General features: G+C 40.4%; 17 protein-coding genes. 4 read left to right on the top strand and 13 right to left on the bottom strand.

From position 1 onward, the window contains the following. Positions 1-3: 3 nt before the first annotated feature. The 5 genes from bet to J5A56_RS00485 form a co-directional block, all read right to left on the bottom strand. Positions 4-768, bottom strand: a complete 765-nt coding sequence (bet, locus tag J5A56_RS00505) for a phage recombination protein Bet (RefSeq protein ID WP_021671358.1) — start codon at positions 766-768, stop codon at positions 4-6. Positions 769-775: 7 nt separating this feature from the next. After that, on the bottom strand, positions 776-4,150 hold the full coding sequence (locus J5A56_RS00500; RefSeq protein WP_211815450.1) for an AAA family ATPase: 3,375 nt from the start codon (positions 4,148-4,150) through the stop codon (positions 776-778). An 18-nt stretch (positions 4,151-4,168) separates the two neighbouring features. Beyond that, positions 4,169-4,435 carry a hypothetical protein gene (locus J5A56_RS00495; RefSeq protein ID WP_021671988.1) on the bottom strand — a complete coding sequence of 89 codons (267 nt, stop codon included), beginning with the start codon at positions 4,433-4,435 and terminating at the stop codon, positions 4,169-4,171. Positions 4,436-4,622: 187 nt separating this feature from the next. After that, a complete protein-coding gene (locus tag J5A56_RS00490) occupies positions 4,623-4,844 on the bottom strand; it encodes a hypothetical protein (RefSeq protein ID WP_021671989.1) in 222 nt (73 codons plus the stop codon). 111 nt (positions 4,845-4,955) lie between these two features. Next, positions 4,956-5,729 carry a phage antirepressor gene (locus tag J5A56_RS00485; protein WP_021671990.1) on the bottom strand — a complete coding sequence of 258 codons (774 nt, stop codon included), beginning with the start codon at positions 5,727-5,729 and terminating at the stop codon, positions 4,956-4,958. 568 nt (positions 5,730-6,297) lie between these two features. Between J5A56_RS00485 and J5A56_RS00480 the strand changes: the two genes are divergently transcribed. Genes J5A56_RS00480 through J5A56_RS00470 form a run of 3 tightly spaced genes read left to right on the top strand, consistent with a single transcriptional unit; the run spans position 6,298 to position 7,818 of the window. Further along, on the top strand, positions 6,298-6,960 hold the full coding sequence (locus tag J5A56_RS00480) for a S24 family peptidase (RefSeq protein WP_021671991.1): 663 nt from the start codon (positions 6,298-6,300) through the stop codon (positions 6,958-6,960). A gap of 58 nt (positions 6,961-7,018) precedes the next feature. Continuing rightward, positions 7,019-7,570: a hypothetical protein gene (locus tag J5A56_RS00475; RefSeq protein WP_021671992.1), complete on the top strand. Its 552-nt coding sequence runs from the start codon at positions 7,019-7,021 to the stop codon at positions 7,568-7,570. A 2-nt stretch (positions 7,571-7,572) separates the two neighbouring features. Further along, positions 7,573-7,818: a hypothetical protein gene (locus J5A56_RS00470; RefSeq protein WP_021671993.1), complete on the top strand. Its 246-nt coding sequence runs from the start codon at positions 7,573-7,575 to the stop codon at positions 7,816-7,818. A gap of 1,854 nt (positions 7,819-9,672) precedes the next feature. Here the strand turns inward: J5A56_RS00470 and clpB are convergent. Together clpB and J5A56_RS00460 are read right to left on the bottom strand one after the other, a co-directional pair. Beyond that, a complete protein-coding gene (gene clpB, locus J5A56_RS00465; protein ID WP_021671995.1) occupies positions 9,673-12,261 on the bottom strand; it encodes an ATP-dependent chaperone ClpB in 2,589 nt (862 codons plus the stop codon). Positions 12,262-12,800: 539 nt separating this feature from the next. Further along, positions 12,801-13,712 (bottom strand): TIGR01212 family radical SAM protein, encoded by a 912-nt coding sequence (locus tag J5A56_RS00460; protein ID WP_021671997.1) that lies wholly within the window; start codon positions 13,710-13,712, stop codon positions 12,801-12,803. 55 nt (positions 13,713-13,767) lie between these two features. Between J5A56_RS00460 and J5A56_RS00455 the strand changes: the two genes are divergently transcribed. After that, positions 13,768-15,957: a S9 family peptidase gene (locus J5A56_RS00455; protein ID WP_036919925.1), complete on the top strand. Its 2,190-nt coding sequence runs from the start codon at positions 13,768-13,770 to the stop codon at positions 15,955-15,957. A 373-nt stretch (positions 15,958-16,330) separates the two neighbouring features. On the opposite strand, the gene J5A56_RS00450 is transcribed toward J5A56_RS00455, so the two are convergent. From J5A56_RS00450 to J5A56_RS00425, 6 genes are all read right to left on the bottom strand, one after another. Beyond that, the gene (locus J5A56_RS00450; protein WP_021672000.1) at positions 16,331-16,735 is read right to left on the bottom strand and encodes a PqqD family protein; all 405 of its coding nucleotides are present in this window, start codon (positions 16,733-16,735) and stop codon (positions 16,331-16,333) included. 41 nt (positions 16,736-16,776) lie between these two features. Further along, complete coding sequence (locus J5A56_RS00445; RefSeq protein WP_021672001.1) at positions 16,777-17,262, bottom strand: S24/S26 family peptidase; 486 nt, start codon at positions 17,260-17,262, stop codon at positions 16,777-16,779. Positions 17,263-17,267: 5 nt separating this feature from the next. Then, entirely contained in the window at positions 17,268-18,155 is an 888-nt protein-coding gene (locus J5A56_RS00440) for a hypothetical protein (protein ID WP_021672002.1), read from the bottom strand. Between the two features lie 15 nt (positions 18,156-18,170). Continuing rightward, the gene (locus J5A56_RS00435; protein ID WP_021672003.1) at positions 18,171-18,635 is read right to left on the bottom strand and encodes a hypothetical protein; all 465 of its coding nucleotides are present in this window, start codon (positions 18,633-18,635) and stop codon (positions 18,171-18,173) included. Between the two features lie 28 nt (positions 18,636-18,663). Continuing rightward, complete coding sequence (locus J5A56_RS00430) at positions 18,664-19,527, bottom strand: sigma-70 family RNA polymerase sigma factor (protein ID WP_036919919.1); 864 nt, start codon at positions 19,525-19,527, stop codon at positions 18,664-18,666. Positions 19,528-19,900: 373 nt separating this feature from the next. Then, positions 19,901-21,367 carry a trypsin-like peptidase domain-containing protein gene (locus J5A56_RS00425; RefSeq protein WP_021672005.1) on the bottom strand — a complete coding sequence of 489 codons (1,467 nt, stop codon included), beginning with the start codon at positions 21,365-21,367 and terminating at the stop codon, positions 19,901-19,903. Positions 21,368-21,922: the final 555 nt, after the last annotated feature.

Here is a 21,922-nt window from a genome sequence, read left to right as displayed (position 1 = left end):
AACTTAGTAGGCAGGAGCTTTCTCAGAGGGAAGAGAAGATGCAGAAGTTATTTCGCCAGTGTCTTTATCAACTTTTGGCTCTGGCTCTCCGAAAGCAATTGATTCTTTGTTAGCATGGGTTGCTTTTTCGTGCTCTACAATCTCTACAGCATCAGCTTCCTGCATTTCGTCTTGTACATATAGTCCTGAGAGCGTATTAGGGAAAGCTTCTCTCAAAGCTTGCACCTCTGCAACCTTGCGAATCATGGTTGCTGGCATCTGCTTCCATGTTGATTGTTTTTTATCGTACTCATGCAGAGATACTGTCTGTCTGTATGGACGACGGTTCTTGCGGTAAACATCACACCATCCTCCGACAAGTGTTAAGTCCTGTGGAAAGAAAGTACCAACGAGGTTCTGAACTACACCCTCTTTGTTTACAACGATTACACCAGACTCTATTCCCTCAAAGTCAGCACAGCGATCGGCACGTTTCATAAATGCTTCCTTTGATACAATCATCTGTGAAGGAGCATCGCCATACTTGACAAGGTAAGCCTCACGTAAGAAAGGGTTTAGCTGGTTAACTTGGCAAAGCGTAATGAATTGCGCCATATCACTATCGGACACTTTCATGCCTTTGCATATAGTATCCATAAGGATACGCTTGTTGATTTTTACATCGTTTCCGTCAATACCCTTGATTGTTGCAACCATTTTGTCAACGATGCTTGCCTGCTGCGCAGGTGCTACTTGCTGCGTTGCAGCTACTTTCTGAATTTCACTCATAATTTTTTTATTTGATTACTAATTGTTTGTCTTGTGTTACCTGTAATAATATCATTTGAGACTGAATGCCCATATAGTGATTTACACTCTCTGCACCATCGATGAAAACAGGCGCATATATATTGTAGAACTGACATAAGGTGTTGATTATATCAAGACCTGCGTTTACTTGTCCAGCAGTGTTAGTAACACCGTAGGGAGTTCCATTCACAATTGGAATGCAAACTTCAAACTCGTTTCCTTCTTGCGTATAATCAAATAACTGAAATCTGACAGACTTAAACATAGCATTAATGCGCTGTTCGCAGTCTTCTATTCTCTTCTTAATGAAACTAACAGCTGTGTACTCTCTTTTCTCAAGTTCCGCAACCTGCTGTGCTAACTCACGTCCTCTGTTTTCAAGGGCTGCAATTTCATTCATAGCCTTATCGATGGTAGAACGATGACTCATACGTGTTTTAAGTTTCGTAAGAGAATCATATAACGCATCTCGCTCTTTCTCTATTTGAACAACAGGGTTATCTCCTGCTTCGGCTTTATCCAAAAGGTCTCTCAACTCTTTTACCTTTAAATCAAGGTTTTTCATTTCATTTGTTGGGACTTCTAATGAGGTAGGAGCCTGTACAAGAGGATGACGGTCAAGCTGCTGATATAGCTCTGATATATTCTGCTCTATACTATTAATAGTTTCAGCAAACTTCTCATCAGCTTCAATAGTAGACAACTCTTCTGTTAATAGATTACGTTGTGCAGCAAGCGACTTACCTTCTTCGTTGTTTGCACGAAGCTGTTCTGCTTTGTTCTGAGCAAAGATGTTGTGAGCCTCCGCAATCTTATTTTCAGGAAGACGCTGACCGCAACAAGAACAAATGTCTGAACCATTATATTCTGAAGCATTGATTGCTCTCCACTTCTCACGCAGGCTGTTTAATTTAACTTCTATGTTAGTTACCTGCTGTTTAAGATGCGTACGACGTGTTTCTGCCTGCTTGCGTTCAATAGACACTTGTGTTAGACGTTCGTGAGCCTCCTTAATCTTTCGCTCTATCTGTCTACGCTCTTCATTTGCAGTGTCAGCCTCCTTTCGCATACGGCTAAGCTCGTCTTGTTCCAACTGTATGCGCTGCATCTCCAAGTCGTGAATCTCTTTTGCTGTCTGTTTGTCTTTCTCCAGTTCAGCCTCATTTCGCTTCTCGATGTTTGTAACCTGTTCCGTGAGTGCAGCAATCTCTTTCTCTTCCTTATCAATCTCTGATTGCAAAGCATTCCAATCCTCAACTTCTGGCATCATCTTTTGTGTCTGGTCGATGCGAGGTTGTATTTCTGATAACTCGGTCTTCAAGCGTTTTTTTGTAGACGATATTTCTTTACGGAAGTCTGACAAACTCTTTCCTTTGAGTTCATCGAGTAGCTTCTTAAACTCCTCGTTGTCAGTAGCTATTTCCTCGTCTGACTTTACACCAGCTATCTGCAACAACTGTTCACGCTGAAGCTGCCATTTCATCTTCTCTGTGAAATAGCGAGGATTAGTAATCATCTTGAATACCGTCTCGTCGATGATGTTTTCAGATACACGTGTTTTAAACTCGCTTACCTTAATAGGCACACCATTCCAGATGCATTCAGTGACATTACCTGAGAACACCTCTTCTACTTGCCCACGTGGCTTAACCCACTGTTCTTTGTATTCACGCTTGAGTGTTAATTCCTCTCCATCAACAATCAAAATAGCCTCTACAGAGCACTCGCAACGATGAAGAACATTGTGCTGCTCGTCATAAGAGCGGAGTTCAAAATCCTTTCTGTCTTGAGAATCCTTGCCAAAGAGCAGCCAACAGAAAGCATCGAAGTGTCGAGATTTTCCAAGCCCATTATCTCCGCAAATACTTGTAGGAGTGTCAAGGTTAAACCTTGTGGTTCTCTCTTTTTCTCCCCTCCAGTTACGGAGAGTGATTTCCTTAATTTTAATTTGTTTCATATATTTATTTTTGAAGAATTCGGAAAACTTCTTTCCTCCGTATTCATTTTCTGTAAGAGTAATCATTTCCTGCACGGTATACTTCTCTTTATGTGGTTTTGGAAGTCTGTTCTCTATGTAGTCTCTTGTACCAGCTGCACACGCCCCTGTGATAGTCCTATATGCAGCAATAGCCTCTTCAAAGGTAAGTGTGTCATCTAAAGACATATTCTTGTACACCGAGGTGTCTCGGTCGTTAATTTTGAAGATAAGGTCTGCACGTGCATCTTGGAGTGTACTGCCGTGCGCCCAGTGGTTTTCTCCATCTGTTACAAGATAGAGCTGTTCTCTACTATTGAGTTTATGAACACGATATACATTCCCGTGATGTGAGTCAATAGCTGTAAACATATCATCAACCTTGATATAGCTTCTGTCATTCCATTTCCAGAAGATAGGTATATTTGAAACTCTGTTTATTGCAGCTATTGCTTTAGAAGAAAGATTCTTATTTACTTTTATTTCATCTGTAATGCCTGTACAGTCTTCAAGGTCAAGATAGCCACCCACCGTCAGGTTGTCGGGTAGTGCTGTAACGCCTGTGCCACGTAGGTAAAGATAGCCACCCACCGTCAGGTTGTCGGGTAGTGCTGTAACGCCTGTGCCACGTAGGTCAAGATAGCCACCCACCGTCAGGTTGTCGGGTAGTGCTGTAACGCCTGTGCCGCTTAGGTCAAGATATCCACCTACCGTTAGATTGTCGGGTAGTGCTGTAACGCCTGTGCCGCTTAGGTCAAGATATCCACCTACCGTCAGATTGTCGGGTAGTGCTGTAACGCCTGTGCCGCTTAGGTCAAGAGAGCCACCTACCGTCAGATTGTCGGGTAGTGCTGTAACGCCTGTGCCGCTTAGGTCAAGATAGCCACCCACCGTCAGGTTGTCGGGTAGTGCTGTAACGCCTGTGCAGTTTTCAAGGTCAAGAGAGCCACCCACCGTTAGATTGTCGGGTAGTGCTGTAACGCCTGTGCCACGTAGGTAAAGATATCCACCCACCGTTAGATTGTCGGGTAGTGCTGTAACGCCTGTGCCGCTTAGGTCAAGAGAGCCACCTACCGTTAGATTGTCGGGTAGTGCTGTAACGCCTGTGCCACGTAGGTCAAGAGAGCCACCTACCGTCAGATTGTCGGGTAGTGCTGTAACGCCTGTGCCACGTAGGTCAAGAGAGCCACCTACCGTCAGATTGTCGGGTAGTGCTGTAACGCCTGTGCCACGTAGGTAAAGATATCCACCTACCGTTAGATTGTCGGGTAGTGCTGTAACGCCTGTGCCACGTAGGTCAAGAGAGCCACTGTAAAACGGCTTACCATTTTCAACAACGAGATTAACACCCGTCTCTTTTCTAAACTTTTCAATTTCTTGTTTCATAGTTGAATTTATTTGTTTCTATAAATAGTCCTGTTCTGTTCGTTGGAGTTCTCTCAATCTACGTGTAGAGTACTCTCTTTTCCCAGGGCGCACACATGGATTAATCAATCCATTTTTACGCCACCTATCAACATTACCACGACCGAATATTTTATAAGCTTGTCGTTGGCTTATCATCTCAGGCTCGTTTTTATCATTCTGCAGAAATGATGTTATACGAGCTGCAAGGTCATTCATAAATGTATCGTAGGTAACGACCTTGTCAGAGAATACTATTTGCATCATAGTTTATCTTTTAAGTGTTGTTTACTTCGTTTACGTTTGCCTTATCTGCTGATGCCCGCCTACGCCCAGCTATTAACCAAACTATAGGTAGCAAAACTCTTTATTTCCACAATCCATACACCCAGTTGTTAACCAAATGCACAGCGCAGAAAGAGCGCATGACGTACGTTATGACGTAATAACTTTCTTAATCTTCTTCCTCAATGAACTCCATAATGCCATTGAGTTTTTCATTTTTATTCCAATGTTTAAATAATTGGAAAGAAATGTAACCAAGGATTGCACCTATCAACTTACTAACAAAGAATATTGTAATATCCTCGCTGTCAGAAAACAGCAAGAAGATAGTAACCATTGCTAATAGGAATAGAACGTGAAAACGCCAGTTAAGGTAGATTGATTTGTTCATATTTTCTTGTTTATACAGATTGGTAAATTTGCGTACTCGACATACGCCTTATACAGCTTACAGTATCGTCCGTTGATGCTGTTATAAGCATCGGTGCAACTTTTACATTGATTAGGCATTGTCTATTCCGTTTAGAAACTTATTCACAAAATAAACCTGCCCCTTACCAGTAACTTTTACCGTCTTGTTAATGATAGCAGAGCCGTCTGGCTTCTGAATGACTGTCTTTTTAATTTCAAACAAACCCAATTCCATTGAGTATTGAGTAGGCTCGTTGAAACATTCTCCTGTCTTCTTGCACAAGTACCCATTACTACGAAGCCACTTGAACAGTCTGCGCTGTCCTGTATCCACTCCGTTCTGCTTGATGAGCTTTGCAAGCTCTCCTACTAAAATAGAGTCAGAACTTGCTGTAACAGCATCAGCAAAGATAACCTGTGGACGAGTTTCTTGGATTTTCTTTTCCGCTACTAATCGCTTCTGCTTTTCATTCTTAAGCTCTGTTGCTAACTGAATAAGAAAGTCTGGGTTTTGAATAGCTTTCTGTAGCGCACCCTCCGTCATGTACGCCCCATGCTTGCGGATAGTTGGCAGAACCTCACTTGTTATCCACTTACGGAATTGTCTTGCTTCTGTCTTGCGACTGTCAAGAATGACATCATATAAGCCATCTTCGTTTACGAACAAGGCTTGCTGTTCTCTTCCAAGTTTGTCTGTTATGGGGTAATTTGAAATTACCTCATCTCCAAGTCGCTGATTAACACCCTTTGCCGATAACTTCAATGCCTTGCATACATCTGTAAGACAGAACTGCGGATTTTCTTCTGTTCCAGCAACACGGATGTTACCAAAAGCGGGGTTGTTGAATACTTGAATTGACTGCATACCTCACTTTTTTCTCGTTACGGTTATGGTCCGGTTCTCGCGGTCGGTCTCTGTGGTGTACACTTTGCCGCTGATTAGTCCCTCGCGGCTTGCGGAGCTTTGTACTGTTGCAAGTCTCTCGATAGGGAAGATTGCTGAATATCCAATTTTCAACTGCCTTATTTCAGCTGTTAGACTACTTTTTCTTGCCATATTCTTTGTTGTTATAAATTAATTGCATTGACTGCATACGTCAGAACTGCTTAATGAAACCTAATTCTTTTGCTTTTTGGCGTACTAAGTTCTGTACGTCAGAGTCACACTTCCAATGCATAGCGTTGTACACTGTAAGCTCACTTACTCTAAGGATTTCAGCAAGCCTTTTTTTGCATCCTTTCTTCAATTTAATGGGTTTTCTATTTGCCATTTCGATTTTTATGATTACATTTGCACACTTACTATTAAGTAACGCTATAATAGCGTTTAGTTTTCTAAACTATTACAGTGCAAAGATAGAAGTTTCTTCAATATAAAGCAAGTATTTGTAGAACTTTCTTCTATATTTTAACTTTTATAAACATTATGCGTTATGGAAAGGAAAATCGAAAGGTTTGATAAATACATGAAGTACAAGGGGTTAAACGATAATAAGGTTACGAATAGCCTCGGTCTTTCTATTGGCACCTTAGGTAAATCTCGTAAAGAAAACAGAGACTTATCTGATAGGAATATAGAAAATATATTGAAGTTCTATACTGATCTTAATAGAACTTGGCTTTTAACAGGAGAAGGTGAAATGCTGAACTCTACCGCTCATGATTCATCTATGGAAGTTTCTCAACTCGCACCAGACTCTGATGTGCATCTCATTCCGCTGCTTCCAATCTCTGCTCAGGGAGGTTCTCTGAATGATTTTGTTGCTTCTGTGAAGTTTGACGACTGCGAGAAGATAGTTTCTCCTATCAAAGGAGCTGACTGTGCGATTCCAATAACAGGGGACAGCATGGAACCTGAATATCCCAACGGCTCTATTGCCGTTGCAAAACGCATCAACGAGCGTGCGTTCATTGAGTGGGGACGTGTCTATGTATTAGACACTTGCAATGGCTCTGTCATCAAACAGCTTTTTCCATCAGACCATCCAGACACCGTAACCTGCAAATCAATCAATTCGAAATACGTTCCTTTTGAAGTCAGACTGAAGGACGTATATGGCGTCTATCGTGTGTTGATGTGTATGTCGTTGAAGTAATCAAGGTGACTTGAGGTAAACCAAGATCAAAAGTATAAACTATTAAACTTACAGACAAATGAAAAGATTTTTTTCTACGATTATCTTAATGTTAGCTTTTGTAAGCCTTGGTAGGGCACAGGGGTTGCCATCCGTTGCGGGCGTTACGTTCGGAAGTCGCTACAGCGCATGTAAAACTATACTTGATCAACGTTTCAATGGAGGAAAAGATAGCTATCAAAATTCCCCAACCATGTTAACGTATTATGATATCTCGTTCGCAGGCGAGCAATTTGATTATGTGAATTTTGAGTTTCAAGTGGAAGGCAATGCAACGTATTTGTATTATATATCCTTTTTACGTAGTTTTAATTTAAGTTCTGCTGAATACGCTAAACAGCAGAGAGATAGACTATATACAGTTTTCTCGGAGAAATACGATTTCAGGTGGAGTGGTACAGATGAAGATGGTTTTAAATATTACATTTTTGGCCATTCTCCCAATAATAGAGAAGATGGTTTTATAAATATAAAAACTTTAAAAGGTGAAACAAGGGGCGGAAAAATGAAATACTGGACAACTTTGAGCTATGGACCAGTAAACTTTGTTAATCCATCTGATGAAATATAGTCATGTCTGATAACGATAAAAAGCGATTAGGACTTGCAGAAGGGTTTATAATTATTTTGCTTATAGGGATTGTTACGTTATTGTTTTGGGTAAGTTCTCTTTCATCTCGCTTAGATGAAGTAGAAGTGAAAGTGGAGGAGTTAGAACAAACCGTAGAAGAAAACAGTTCTCGAATAAGTGATTTGGAAACTTCTGTAGAAGAGAGCAAATCTCAAATAGATGAAATAAAAGATGAACTCAACTTGTAGTATAAAACTAAAGTTTAAATTAATTCGTTTTAAGCCTTTAAATATCTCTTTATGATAAAGGTATTATCTTTTGCATTTAAAGCCGTCAGAACGAAAATAAACAGCCAAATAAGCGATTTTAATGTATCAGTTCCATTGCACCATAATCAAACTAAACAAGATGAATAAAATAATAAAAAACAATAGAAAACATGGTTTACTTACACAAGCCGTCTAACTGCTTTATTTTAAGCAACATTTATCTGCGGCACAAGCAGCAGTGGAAGAAATGAAGTAATTTCTTAGAAATATATTTTTTAGGCGGTATACCATGTTTTTACGTAGGTATACTGCCTATTTTTTATATTTTGTAAATGTATATCCAAAAGAGGTAGAGTCTTTACCTTTCACTCTCACTTCTAATTTACTAAGTTCTTTACAACAATCTTACTTTATACCAAAATGCAATTTATTAAATCAGTGTTTATAGCACTTGCATTGTTCTCTACGATAGGAGGAACGACTGCTTCTACAAAGAGAAATACGGATATCCAGTCTGGAACGGTTTACATTTGTACGGGTCCAAAGGCAAGAAAGTATCATTCAAGTCAAAATTGTCGTGGTCTTAATAGATGCTCTGGCAGTATAAAAGACCTTTCTGTGAGTGCTGCAAAGTCAAAAGGCTTTAGTCCATGCAGGATTTGTTTTAGATAGTTTGTTTATAAACTATGTTTTAAAACATAGCAAGAAGTATGTAATATGCAATCTTGAACCTTTATAGTTAAGTGTAAAGCAACGCTTTTTATATTCGTTCTCTACTATTTACAGCTTCTTTTTACTATGTGTAGAAGACTCTTAGTGCTATACACTATGTTTAATTTATGAATAGAATTATTTTTACGCGAGAAGAAATATTAATCTTACTAACGTAAGAGTTGGTTACGTCTAATAATTCTGTTTATATGTTGTTCTTTGAGTAATAAAAAGTTGTTAGCTCTTTTAAAAATGTAACGATATAACTGTAGTTTTTTTATTTTATTTTGCTGTCACTTTTAACACTTCATGTAAACGTGCTATAAGTCAGTAGGTTATACGCTGTTCTTTTGTGACACGAGTGACAGGAACTTTCATATTGAGGATTTCTTTCATTGTAGAAAATCAGAGATATTGGAATGAATGTTGGAAAGGCGTATTCTAAAACGGATTTGTTCTTGACAGTAAGGATTTTAGAGAGGGGTACAGTTATGATACATCTTATTTTTCGGTTCTTCCGAAATATGGAGTGATAAACTAAAAGTCTTATATAATAGGCACACGGAGTCAAGGAGGGGACGGAGGTAATGCAATGTCACGGAGGTGCCAGTGGCACAAAGAGCGACGGAGGTGTATCGTACATATTCTTGATAGCTATTTTGGGGTAAACGTTTTGTATATAAATTGCTAATAGAATTGGCAAACAATCTCCGTTGCTCTATGCACCAACGGTGCCTCTGTTACTTCCATTGCTTTGTTTTAATAATCCTCCGTCCTCTCCGTCCCTTCGTGTGACATTACTTCAAACTTTAAACACAAGTGGCAAACTTTATCACTCCAAAATCCTGAAGACTCATTTTTCTCCATAGTGGATGAGCCACAATAGCCCTTTTTATCATGTCATATCATCGTGCGGATACTCAGCACCAATGGTGCGGTTGGTGAACACCAATAGTGCGGACGGTTATGACACGTAAAATCACTAAAGATAAGAAAACTTGTTGGTTACGAAGAAGCCTCAAGGAGAACAGAGGTTTACGTCATAAAAATGTACAGTAGTATCATTCGAAATGTCGGATGAAACAAAAAAGGAGTGTATCAAATGATACACTCCCTTTTATATTAATTTCTGAATACTAAGCCCTCACCGAAGCTGTCGATGATGACAGGCTTGTCACGATTGACTGTGCCTGCAAGTAATGACTTACTGAGGTCGTTCAATACGTAACGTTGGATAGCACGCTTGACAGGACGCGCACCGAACTCTGGGTCGTAGCCAACATCTGAAAGATAATTGATGGCTGGGTCGGTCCACTGAAGTTCAATACCCTGTGGCTCTAACATATCCTTAACTCTCTCAAGCTGCAGGCGAACGACATCACCAATCTGCTCTTTTGTCAATGGCAAGAACATGATAGTCTCGTCGATACGGTTGAGGAACTCAGGACGAATTGTCTTCTTCAGCATATCCATTACGGTATGTTTAGCTTTGTCTATCACCTCTTCACGGTTTGTATCGTTGAGATGCTCGAACTCCTGCTGGATATATTGTGAACCAAGATTTGATGTCATAATGATAATCGTATTCTTGAAGTTCACTGTTCGTCCCTTGTTGTCTGTTAGGTGTCCATCGTCCAATACCTGTAAGAGGATGTTGAATACGTCTGGATGTGCCTTCTCAATCTCATCAAAGAGAACAACTGAGTATGGCTTACGGCGTACAGCCTCAGTCAACTGACCACCCTCATCATAACCAACGTATCCTGGAGGCGCACCGATGAGTCGAGTTACACTGAACTTTTCTTGATATTCACTCATATCAATTCGGGTCATCATTGACTCATCATTGAAGAGGTATTCTGCCAGCGCCTTTGCCAATTCTGTCTTACCAGTACCCGTTGTACCCAAGAAGATGAACGAAGCAATAGGCTTCTTTGGATCTTGCAAACCAGCACGTGAACGTCTAACAGCATCTGCGACAGCTGTGATAGCTTCATCTTGTCCGATGACACGCTTGTGCAGTTCATCCTCCAAGTGGAGCAGTTTATCTTTCTCGCTCTGTAACATTCGTGTAACAGGAATACCCGTCCAACGGCTTACAACTTCAGCGATATCGTCTGCAGTAACCTCCTCACGAACCATTGCCTGACCACCTTGCGTGTCCTGCAACTGCTGCTGGATGTTCTTAATGTCATCTTCTAATTGCTTTAGCCGTGAGTATCTAATCTCGGCAACACGCTCGTAATTACCCTCACGCTCGGCACGGTCAGCCTCATACTTAAGCTGTTCAATCTCCTGTTTGTCCTGCTGAATCTTGTTCACCAGTCCACGCTCGCCTTCCCACTTAGCACGGAAGCCATGTTCCTGCTCTTTGAGCTCGGCAATCTCTTTGTCGAGTTGTTTAATCTTTTCTGTATCGTTTTCACGCTTGATAGCCTCACGCTCAATCTCAAGTTGTTTCAATCTACGACTGATTTCATCCAACTCCTCTGGTACAGAATCACGCTCCATACGTAGTTTTGCAGCAGCCTCATCCATCAAGTCGATTGCCTTGTCAGGCAAGAAGCGGTCGGTAATATAACGTTCAGACAGCTTAACTGCTGCGATACAAGCATCGTCCTGAATACGCACTTTGTGATGGTTCTCATATCTTTCCTTCAATCCACGAAGGATAGAGATAGCATCTAACTCGTCTGGTTCATCCACCATAACTGTTTGGAAACGACGTTCCAATGCCTTGTCTTTCTCAAAGTATTTCTGATATTCGTTCAGAGTTGTGGCACCGATAGCTCTTAATTCGCCACGTGCTAAGGCTGGCTTAAGGATATTTGCAGCATCCATGGCACCTTCACCGCCACCAGCACCAACCAGTGTGTGAATCTCATCAATGAAGAGAATGATGTTACCATCAGCCTGCGTTACCTCTTTAATAACGCTCTTCAAACGCTCCTCGAACTCACCTTTATATTTTGCACCAGCGAGCATAGCACCCATATCCAATGAGTAGAGCTGCTTATGCTTAAGATTCTCTGGTACGTCACCACGGACGATTCTTTCTGCTAATCCCTCAACTATGGCAGTCTTACCTGTACCCGGCTCACCAATGAGAATTGGGTTGTTTTTTGTACGGCGAGACAAAATCTGAAGTACTCGACGAATTTCCTCGTCACGACCAATTACTGGGTCAAGTTTTCCTGCACGAGCATCCTCTATAAGGTTACGTGCATATTTCTGCAGTGACTGATAATTCTCATCACCACTCTGTGATTGCACTTTCTGTCCTTGTCTAAGGTCATTGATGGCAGCTGTCATCTCTTTCTCAGTACATCCTGCATCTTTCAAAATACGGCTTGCAGTAGAGTTTACAGCAAGTAGGGCAAGTAACATAGGTTCGATACTAACGAACTCGTCGCCCATCTTCTGTGAGATATCCATTGTGCGTTGCATCACCTGATTCGTTTCAGAAGAGAGGTAAGGCTCACCGCCTGAAACTTTCGGCAGGTGTCCCATCTCATTCTGAACAGCATTCTCTACAGCCACAGTGTTCACGCCTAATTTCTGGAAGACGTAGTTTGTTACGTCCTTTCCTTTATCCATTACACCTGCGAGTATGTGCAATGGCTCAATAGTCTGCTGTCCGTTACGCTGTGCAATGTTTATCGCACTTTGAACAGCCTCTTGTGCTTTGATTGTAAATTTCTCAAATGTCATCGTATAATCTCCTTTCTTTAGTTCGTTTCTCTTGATAGTAGGGTTAGGAACTTATTGTTAATTTTATTTCTATAAGCTATATTTCAAACCTTGTGCCTATATTATGTATGCGACAAAGTGGCATCTATTGTGGACAGAATGGCAGTCTTTGACTTTGTGAAAAGGAAGAGGGGGGGACGTAGGAAAATAATTTTTCTACGCTCAGCTCTTTTGCTGTTTTAGGTAGATAAACTCACTGACATAGATGCTAATGCCCCAAAGAATGTAGAAAATTCTTTCATAAGGCATAGTCGATTGTTGCATCCAAAGATAAATGTAGTAGAGTAAAGATAAGGAGGAAGTAGCTAAAAAGATGTATTTTCGTTTCTTGTTTCCTCCGAATATTGAGAATGAAATTATAAAACTAATAACATAGAGCAAGGTGCTATAAAGGTATAGTATACCTGTTCCCACATCGTGACCATTCCTGAAGGTGTTCTGTACAAAACTTACTCCAAGAATATAGATTACAGTGAAAACAGATATTGATACAGCTTTATTCATTTGTCTGGTTGAGCCTTATTGTTCAAATTCTCCTTCATATAGTTGTGAAGAAGGTGGGTAAACTCATAGTTCTTCAGTCCCCATTTTGGAGCGATGAGGAGGTCGGGAGGACTCTGGCTGACGAAACGTTCGAGTACAAGATCGGGGCGAAGAAGGCGGATGTATGCTGCAATGAGCTTGATATACTCTTCAACTGTATAAAGATGAAAGGGATTCTCAGCGTACATCTTTGCAAGACGAGTTCCACGAATGATCTGTAACTGATGAATCTTCAGCGTCGTTAGTGGAAGCGAAGAGATGATTGGCGCTTGTCTTAGGCTCTCTTTGGCATCTTCACCAGGTAGTCCAAGGATGATATGCGCACCAACACGGATACCACGTCGGGCAGTCTCCTCAATAGCCTTGCGAGCACAAGCAAAGTCATGCCCACGATTGACGAGCCGTAGCGTCTCATCATTACAGGTTTCAACACCATATTCAACGATGAGAAAGGTGCGGCGGTTGAGTTCTTCAAAGTAGTCTAAGAGGTCGTCATTAATGCAGTCAGGACGAGTTCCAATCACAAGTCCCACAACATCTTCCACGGCAAGTGCCTCTTCATAGAGTTTTTTTATGTGGTCATTAGTGCCGTATGTGTTGGTATAAGCTTGGAAGTAAGCAAGATATTTCATCTCTGGGTATTTTCCAGAGAAGAAACGTTTACCGTCTTCAAGCTGTTGGGTAACACTTTTCCCATTGTCACAGTAGGCTGGGTTGAACGTTTGGTTATTACAATAGATACAACCACCATGCCCAATCCTTCCATCTCGGTTAGGACATGTAAAGCCTGCATTAACCGATATCTTCTGTACTTTATAAGGGAACTGAGAACGCAGCCAGTTTCCGAAGTCGCAATAATATTGTTCCATTCCTTTGCAAATATACAGAATATTTTATATTTTTGTGCAGTTAAAACTTGAATTTATGAAACGTATATTATTTCTTTGTGTATCAATGCTAACCGCATTTCATTTGATGGCAGGAGAACCTATTTCTTTGAAAGACATTACGAATGGCACTTTTGCTGCTAAGCGTATCTCGGGAGTTAATCCTTTGGAGGGAACTTCAGAGTATGCTCAAATATCATCTGATGGTCGTCAGGTGGTAAAGTATTCTTTTAAGACGGGTTATTCTACGGGGGTTATCTTTGACCTTGCTGACGCTAAGGGTGAGCAATTAAAGTCATTTGATGATTATCAGATTTCTGCTGATGGCAGTCGACTACTTTTGCAAACGAATACGAAGCGTATCTATAGGCGTTCGTTCACAGCCGACTTCTATCTCTATGATGTGAAGACGAAGCAGTTGAAGAAGCTGTCAAAAGAGGAGGCAGAGCAGATTCCTACTTTCTCTCCTGACGGTCAACAGGTTGCTTATGTTCATCAGAATAACATCTATATTACTGATGGAGAGAATGTAAAGCAGGTTACAACTGATGGTGAATTCAATAAGATTATCAATGGTTTACCTGACTGGGTGAACGAAGAAGAGTTTGGTTTTAATAATGCACTTGCTTGGAGTGCAGATAGTAAGACGCTGAGTTGGATTAAATATGATGAGAGTGAGGTAAAAACTTATACGCTGCAATTCTATAAAGGTTCACACCCAACATATGAGATGTTTGATATCTATCCTGGTGATTACAACTATAAGTATCCAAAGGCAGGTGAAGCAAACTCGAAAGTGAGTGCGTGGTCTTATAGCTTGACCGATGGTGCTGTGCGTAAATATGATTTACCTTTGGCTGCAGATGGTTACATTCCACGTATCAAGTCAACCTTTGATGCAAACAGAATTATCCTCTATACAATGAATCGACATCAAGACGAGTTGCATCTCTATGCAGCTAACCCTCTTACAGGTGCTTGTAAACTGTTGATTAAGGAAAGTGTTCCTAAGTATGTGAAGGAAGAAGCAATGGAAGGTATTAGTATTATGAAAGATTACATCCTTGTACCTTCAGATCGTGATGGCTATATGCACCTTTATTTATATAATAAAGATGGTAAACTTTTACGTCAGATTGATAAGGGAAACTATGATGTAACAGAGATTTATGGATATGATGCAAAGACCGGTAACACTTACTTCCAAGCAGCAGCACAGAAACCAATGCAGCGAGAGATTTATGTCGCTGATAAATCAGGCAAGTTGACTTGTCTTTCTGCTCGTGCTGGTTGGAATGTTGCCTCTTTCTCAGGTGACTACAAGTATTTCCTCAATACATGGAGTGATAGTAACCATCCATACGTTTTTGCCATCTATGACAATAAGGGTAAGGAGATACGTGAGGTTCTCAATAATGATGAATTGCAAGTAAAGTTAGCGAAATATGGTAACACAGGTGTTGAGTTCTTTACCTTTACAACTTCTGAAGGTGTGAAACTCCATGGCTGGATGGTGAAGCCTGCAGACTTTGATGCAAACAAGAAGTATCCTGTTATTATGCATCAGTATAGCGGTCCAGGAAGTCAGCAGGTTGTTGATAACTGGAGTGTTGGCTCAATGGGTAGCGGTGCTCTGTTTGATTACTACTTGACACAGAAGGGTTATATCGTTGTTACTGTAGATGGGCGTGGAACTGGTGCACGTGGTGCTGAGTTTGAGAAGTGCACTTATCTGAAGCTTGGTGACTTAGAGTCAAAGGATCAAGTTGAAGCTGCATTGTGGCTGGGTAAGCAGAGTTATGTTGATGCTTCACGTATTGGTATCTGGGGTTGGAGCTTCGGAGGCTTCAATACATTGATGAGCATGAGTGAAGGACGTAATGCTTTCAAGGCGGGTGTGGCAATTGCGCCGCCGACAAATTGGCGTTATTATGATTCTGTTTATACAGAACGGTATATGCGTACACCACAAGAGAATGCAGACGGTTATGCTATTAATCCGATTCAACGTGCGGAAAAACTTCATGGTAAACTTTTAGTTTGTCATGGTTTAGCAGATGATAATGTTCATCCACAGAATGCCTTTGAGTACTCTGAGGCATTAGTACAAGCTGATAAGGACTTCAAGGAGAACCTTTATACCAATCGTAATCATGGTATTTATGGTGGTAATACACGCCATCATCTGTTGAGGCAGGTTGCTGAATGGTTCATCGAGAATCTGTAAGAGGTTTCTGTAAGGAGGTTATAAATGTCCTGCAAGCAATAAATCTTGGTGTTTTACCATATATTATAATGGCTATAAAGAAGTCTTTTTATTATCTTTTGCAGATGTGTTGATGCTTAGCACGTGATGTGTTGATGCTTAGCACGTGATGTGTTGAGGGTATGCACCATGCAAAGTGTTGATGAGATGTTAAGCAATGTCTTGTTGATAAGCGTTGTTCTGAGGCTCATCAATCACTTAAAAAGAGTCCCTATAAGGTGGAAGCATGTTGCTTAAACTTTTGGAAATAGTAGCAATAAAGTAAAAACTCGGACACTGATTAAAGTAAATCAGTATCCGAGTTTTTATCTTTAACTTCTTTCTAAACTTTCTTTTATCCAAAGAGACGCTTAAAGAAACATTTCTTCTTTGGCTTTTCTTCTTTGGGCATAGTCTCTGTTTCTATGTTGCTTGATGCGTCTGTGATAACTTCTTTTTCTGTAACAGAGTTATCTTCTGGTATATCATCGCCTTCAATGATACCTGCAGTACCCCATTGCGCAGCAAGGGTTGTAGCATCCTTACGAGCTGTATCTGCATCGATTTCATATTGGTCGCAGATTAACTCTACGAGATTGTCTACTGTAAAGGAAACCATCTTCTGCACCTCTTCCCACAAGTATGCAGAACTTTCGTTCATAGATATGATATTGCTGAAGTCGATATTCTCATCTCCTTCTGCAACGATGATATGTTCTCCGCATACTTCACGGAGGTTAAAGCCATTCTTTACTTTCATTCTTGTTGATAGTTTATATAATAATCATTATTTATGTTACATTAGATGGGACCGAAGATAGGAATCCATATACGTCTGTAAACACCTAATAAGTACCTTCGAATAGGGAGAAGTCGAGTCCACAAGAAGCTATACAGTTTCCATTTCCGACCATCAGTCAAGTCCATTTTTGTCCGTCCTTTGCGGTAGAAGCCAATGACTGCCCCAACAATGTTTTCTTTTTTGCAATATTCAACGCCAAGGTTGCCATCACCTCGTAAGGTAATGTTGTCGCCTTCTATTCTGTCAATACGATGTAAGACAAAGTGTCGTGGGGCTATCTCTGCTAAGACAGGGTCGCCAACTTTAATGGTTGAAGGTTTTACGAGCAAAGCCTTATCGCGGTCGTTCTCAAGAAAAGGACGCATAGAATATCCTCGAAGGCGCAATGTAACAGTATGACCTTCATTCAACATCTTGACAACTTCTGGCAAGAACTCAGCATTAGCAAACTGAATTTCAGAAGTAGTAAGTATAGTCTTTGACATAAGTCTTATCTTTTCGTTACAGTTTCATAGCAGACCTCTGCTGCTTCTTGGTTTGGTAAGCAGTGTAACGTGAATATTCTTCCAGTTTCAACAATCTTCGTAATGGTATCACAGACGCCATTATAAATATCCGAATCCCATTTCATGCTGGAGCAAGAGGGTAGGAGTGAGGCGAAAGCAGCAATAGGATTAGGCTTTTCAACAGAGTTCGTTGTTGCACGGTCAATTCGTGTGATGGCTCCCAAACGAGCCTTAACATTACGATAGCATGGCGTTTTACCACTCCATGGGCTACCATATATCCATGTTTCACCATCGATGATTCTTACGATAGGATTATCATCGTTCATGAGATCACTACCTGGAATATAGCGTAACCACATACTGACTTGTGTAGACTTACCTGTTCCACTCTTAGCAATGAAAGCATAGCCATAGCCATTGTTGCGAACAAGAGATGCGTGAATAAGTAACGTCTTCTTATGTGCACCTGCAAAGGCAAATATAAGCATTAGGGCGTTATTCAGACCAAAGGTGCGCATATTCATGTTGCCATTGAGTGCACATCGGCAATCGGAGAAGTCTTTATTACCCTGTAAGAGACAACAGTCTGCGCCATTGATATCTTTGATAATATATTGATAGCTGCCATCGTCTACACGATCAACGATAGTATCACCATTTCCTGTATCAAAAGCACGAATACGTTGTCTTCTCTCCTTAGGAATAGGGCGAAGCGTATCGTCAATAGTTAGTCTGAAAAACAGGTTGTTTGAAACCTCTTTGATTCTGAAAGGTTCAAATGAACTTAACAAGTGCATTCCGTTGACATTTGTCTCACGGAAGATAATCTGTGTGTCAAAGTCAGCAATTCTGAAGTTATGTATTTCCATCTTTAGCCTGTCTTCTTACTTTGACTTTACTTTTTTTGTTTTCACTTGCGTCTCTTCGTTTGAAGTAAAATTGTCTGGTGTTATAGCCTTATAGCTGAACTCTGCGTCAGAGATAAACTTTACATTATATTTCTTCTTACCCTTTTCGTATTTATTCTTCAAAGCTGCGAACTTCTTCATAGCCTTATTTTCGTTCTCAGCATACATCGTAACGCAGGTTGGATAGCTTACAAAACCATTATTCTGAAGATAATAGCGGAGCTGGTATGAGTAGTCCTCGCGATTAGCAAGGAACTTTGTACGGTCGTTTGCAAGGTAGGCATCCACTTTCTGAATATTGGTCATATAGACCGTTGAGTCATTAAATGAGGCTGCAAAACCAAACATATATACCTTTGCAGGCTTGTATCCTTTTGCATTACTACTATTTACCCATCCAAGCAGGAATACTGCTATGATTAATACCTGACGTAATTTCATCTTAAATTCTTATCTTACAGTGTTAATGTTATTGTCCTAAATAAGCCTTCAAAACCTTACTATTGGTTTGTTGGCGTAGGCGACGTATTGCTTTTTCTTTAATCTGTCTTACCCGTTCGCGAGTCAGATTGTATTTACTCCCAATCTCTTCCAACGTCATTTCACGCTGATTTATTCCGAAGTATGCCTCTATGACCATCTTCTCTCTATCTTCCAGAATTTGTAAGGCTCTTCCTATCTCTTCTCGTAGACTCTCCTCAACCAACTCTTTATCGGTGGATGGTGTGTTATCATTAGGAATGACGTCCAACAAACTACTTTGCTCATCGTCATAAAATGGTGCGTCTACTGAAACATGACGTGAACTAACTTTCATTGCATCAATAATCTTTTCTTCTGGAATGTCAGTATTTTGTGCAATCTCATCAACACTTGGGCGACGTTCGTTTTCTTGTTCAAATTGGCTCAAAACCTTATTGATTTTATTGACAGAGCTAACTTGATTTAGTGGTAGCCTAATGATTCTACTTTGTTCAGCTATGGCTTGTAAGATGCTTTGTCTTATCCACCATACAGCGTATGAGATAAACTTGAAGCCACGGGTTTCGTCAAACTTCTCTGCGGCCTTGATGAGTCCAAGATTACCTTCGTTGATAAGGTCGGGCAGGGAGAGTCCCTGATTTTGATATTGCTTTGCAACAGAGACAACGAAGCGCAGGTTCGCTTTGGTTAGACGTTCTAAAGCTTTTCGATCACCATTCCTGATTTTTTGAGCAAGTTCAACTTCTTCCTCGATACTAATCATTTCTTCGTGACCGATTTCCTGCAGATACTTGTCAAGAGAAGCACTCTCTCGATTCGTAATCGATTTTGTGATTTTCAATTGTCTCATGTGCTTAGCATTATTTAAAGTGAGGGCAAATTTACACAAAATCAGTGAGTTGAACAAATAAATAAGTAAAAAACTCATCTAAGATTCTATAATGTTTTCGTGTTCTATGTTAAGTTTTCAAACTATTGTCTGTTTGTTGTTGAGTAACTGAATGTTTATTTGTTTCTATTGCTTGTGTGTGTTGATAGTCTTTTATTTAGATTTTTTTCGTTTGGTTTGTTGAGGCTTAGATGTGATTTTACATTGGCTTTAGATAGCGTTTTAGAGTATGTTGTTGGGTTGTGTTAAAAAAAGAACTCCCCCATTCTTGCGTGTTAACTCAAGAAAGGGAGAGTTTAATATTATCAGTTTTTTAACTGAAAGTCATCAGCTGTTAGTCAGTAAGAGGAATAGCGAAGTAACCCTTCTTGCCAGTTGGGTAAATACCCTGAACGTAGAGAACTGGATCCTTACTGGTTGATGCTTTCTTAACGATATTCTGCAGATCGTCAATGCTCTTCACCATGTTTTCATTTACATTCTGAATGATAAAACCACGGTTGACTCCTGCAGCCTTTAAAGCACCATTATTAACCTTCAGTACTTCAAGACCATAGTTGATATTCAACTGCTTCTTAAGGGCATCCTGTACTGGACGGAACTGACCACCAAGAACGTCAATATCAGCCTGTTCAATTACTTTGGTTGTTCCTTGTGCATTCTTCAGCGTTATAGTCTTTGAAACTTCCTTCTTGTTATGGATATAGGTCACTGTTGCCTTGTCGCCAGGACGCTTGCTGTTAAGTGCTTGCTGGAGCTCAGACATACGTGTTACTTCCTGTCCGTCAAACTTAGTGATAACATCACCCTTTGTCAAACCTAAGGCTGCACCATTGCCATCCTCAGATACTTCGCTTACATAAACACCTGCATTTGTACCGAGGTCAACGTTCTTGCCCTCTTCTTTCTGTGCGTTGATGTAGTTCAATACATCACCACCCTGGATACCAAGCATTACACGTTGTACATTTCCATACTTCTTAATGTCATTAACAACCTTATTCATAATGGATGTTGGGATGGCAAAACCATAGCCACTATATGCGCCAGTCTGTGAGTAGAGCATCGCATTGATACCAACCAACTCACCCTGTGTGTTCACCAATGCACCACCAGAGTTACCTTGATTGATGGCAGCATCCGTCTGGATAAAGCTCTCAATGCCGTTGCGTGTAGCACCTAAGCCACGTGACTTAGCACTTACGATACCAGCTGTTACGGTATTATTGAGGTTGTATGGGTTACCTACAGCAATTACCCATTCGCCTACCTTCAACTTGTCTGAGTCGCCAATTGGTAGAGTGGGGAGGTTTGTTGCATTCACCTTTAGCAGTGCAAGGTCAGTCTGTTTGTCTGTTCCAACGATACGTGCAGAAAACTCTCGGTTGTCATTCAGTGTGACTGTAAGTTCGTCAGCTCCATCAACAACGTGATTGTTTGTTACGATATAGCCATCGGGTGAGATGATAACACCACTACCAGTAGCCTCCTTCTTAGGAGTCTGAACTTGCTGGCGACGTGAACCATTACCTTGGTTAGGATTTCCAAAGAAACCAAATGGGTCAAAGAAGCCTCCAAAAGGATCATCCTGTACATCTATGGTCTGTGTCTTAGAATTTTGTACATATTTGATATGAACAACAGCAGGAAGGGCTTTCGCTGCTGCGTATGTGAGGTCAACTGGCTGACCAGGAGTTACAATAGGTGCTTCTGCAGCATACACTTTGATGAAAGCACCAGTAGAAAAGGCGAGAGCAGTAACACATGCTGCGCCTACCAAATACTTTGATAAATTCTTCATATACTTAATTATTTGTTCGTTATTTACGTTTATGTGTGTCAATCCGTCATTATTTATAAATGTCTCGCTGACATATTTTGGTATGCAAATATAGGAGCAAATTTTGTAAAACCGACAATTTGTCAGTTATCTTTATCCGATTTTAACAATTAAAAATTAATACTTAACGGCTATTAATCTGATGTGATGTAAATTTTGCATTTATTTGTTTTGAATAGTTGTTTGATTTCTATTTGTTATCTTTTTGTTTTAGCAAGTTGACAAAATGAAAGGAAATGTAAGTCATCGTGTCATGTAGTTGATGTTATTCCGCTTTTAGAAGAGGACTTTTGGTGAGTGCGTTATTTAATATCTATAGCTACTTTAAGGTGCTGCAGAGACGCTAAAACCACTGTGTGTTGGGATTATTTTCATGAAAAGAAATAATTATGTTCACGAGTGGAAATATTTTTCTTCATGAAAAGAAATATTTATTGTCATGAAAATAATTTTGTAAAAGTGTACTCTAATGTGTGTAAAGCATTGTTTTACAATATGTAAAGTATAGGTATAATA

The sequence above is a fragment of the Prevotella melaninogenica genome (assembly GCF_018128065.1).
Lineage (GTDB): Bacteria > Bacteroidota > Bacteroidia > Bacteroidales > Bacteroidaceae > Prevotella.
Note: the sequence above shows the minus strand (reverse complement) of the source record. Positions and strands in the feature narration are given on the sequence as shown.

Excerpts from the sequence above, each read along its gene's own strand:
- J5A56_RS00495 (WP_021671988.1), bottom strand. The coding sequence starts at position 4,435 with ATGATGCAAATAGTATTCTCTGACAAGGTCGTTACCTACGATACATTT.
- J5A56_RS00450 (WP_021672000.1), bottom strand. The coding sequence starts at position 16,735 with ATGAAAGTAAAGAATGGCTTTAACCTCCGTGAAGTATGCGGAGAACAT.
- J5A56_RS00480 (WP_021671991.1), top strand. The coding sequence starts at position 6,298 with ATGGAAAGGAAAATCGAAAGGTTTGATAAATACATGAAGTACAAGGGG.
- clpB (WP_021671995.1), bottom strand. The coding sequence starts at position 12,261 with ATGACATTTGAGAAATTTACAATCAAAGCACAAGAGGCTGTTCAAAGT.
- J5A56_RS00440 (WP_021672002.1), bottom strand. The coding sequence starts at position 18,155 with ATGGAAATACATAACTTCAGAATTGCTGACTTTGACACACAGATTATC.
- J5A56_RS00500 (WP_211815450.1), bottom strand. The coding sequence starts at position 4,150 with ATGAAACAAGAAATTGAAAAGTTTAGAAAAGAGACGGGTGTTAATCTC.
- bet (WP_021671358.1), bottom strand. The coding sequence starts at position 768 with ATGAGTGAAATTCAGAAAGTAGCTGCAACGCAGCAAGTAGCACCTGCG.
- J5A56_RS00445 (WP_021672001.1), bottom strand. The coding sequence starts at position 17,262 with ATGTCAAAGACTATACTTACTACTTCTGAAATTCAGTTTGCTAATGCT.
- J5A56_RS00460 (WP_021671997.1), bottom strand. The coding sequence starts at position 13,712 with ATGGAACAATATTATTGCGACTTCGGAAACTGGCTGCGTTCTCAGTTC.
- J5A56_RS00475 (WP_021671992.1), top strand. The coding sequence starts at position 7,019 with ATGAAAAGATTTTTTTCTACGATTATCTTAATGTTAGCTTTTGTAAGC.
- J5A56_RS00470 (WP_021671993.1), top strand. The coding sequence starts at position 7,573 with ATGTCTGATAACGATAAAAAGCGATTAGGACTTGCAGAAGGGTTTATA.
- J5A56_RS00430 (WP_036919919.1), bottom strand. The coding sequence starts at position 19,527 with ATGAGACAATTGAAAATCACAAAATCGATTACGAATCGAGAGAGTGCT.
- J5A56_RS00455 (WP_036919925.1), top strand. The coding sequence starts at position 13,768 with ATGAAACGTATATTATTTCTTTGTGTATCAATGCTAACCGCATTTCAT.
- J5A56_RS00425 (WP_021672005.1), bottom strand. The coding sequence starts at position 21,367 with ATGAAGAATTTATCAAAGTATTTGGTAGGCGCAGCATGTGTTACTGCT.
- J5A56_RS00485 (WP_021671990.1), bottom strand. The coding sequence starts at position 5,729 with ATGCAGTCAATTCAAGTATTCAACAACCCCGCTTTTGGTAACATCCGT.
- J5A56_RS00435 (WP_021672003.1), bottom strand. The coding sequence starts at position 18,635 with ATGAAATTACGTCAGGTATTAATCATAGCAGTATTCCTGCTTGGATGG.
- J5A56_RS00490 (WP_021671989.1), bottom strand. The coding sequence starts at position 4,844 with ATGAACAAATCAATCTACCTTAACTGGCGTTTTCACGTTCTATTCCTA.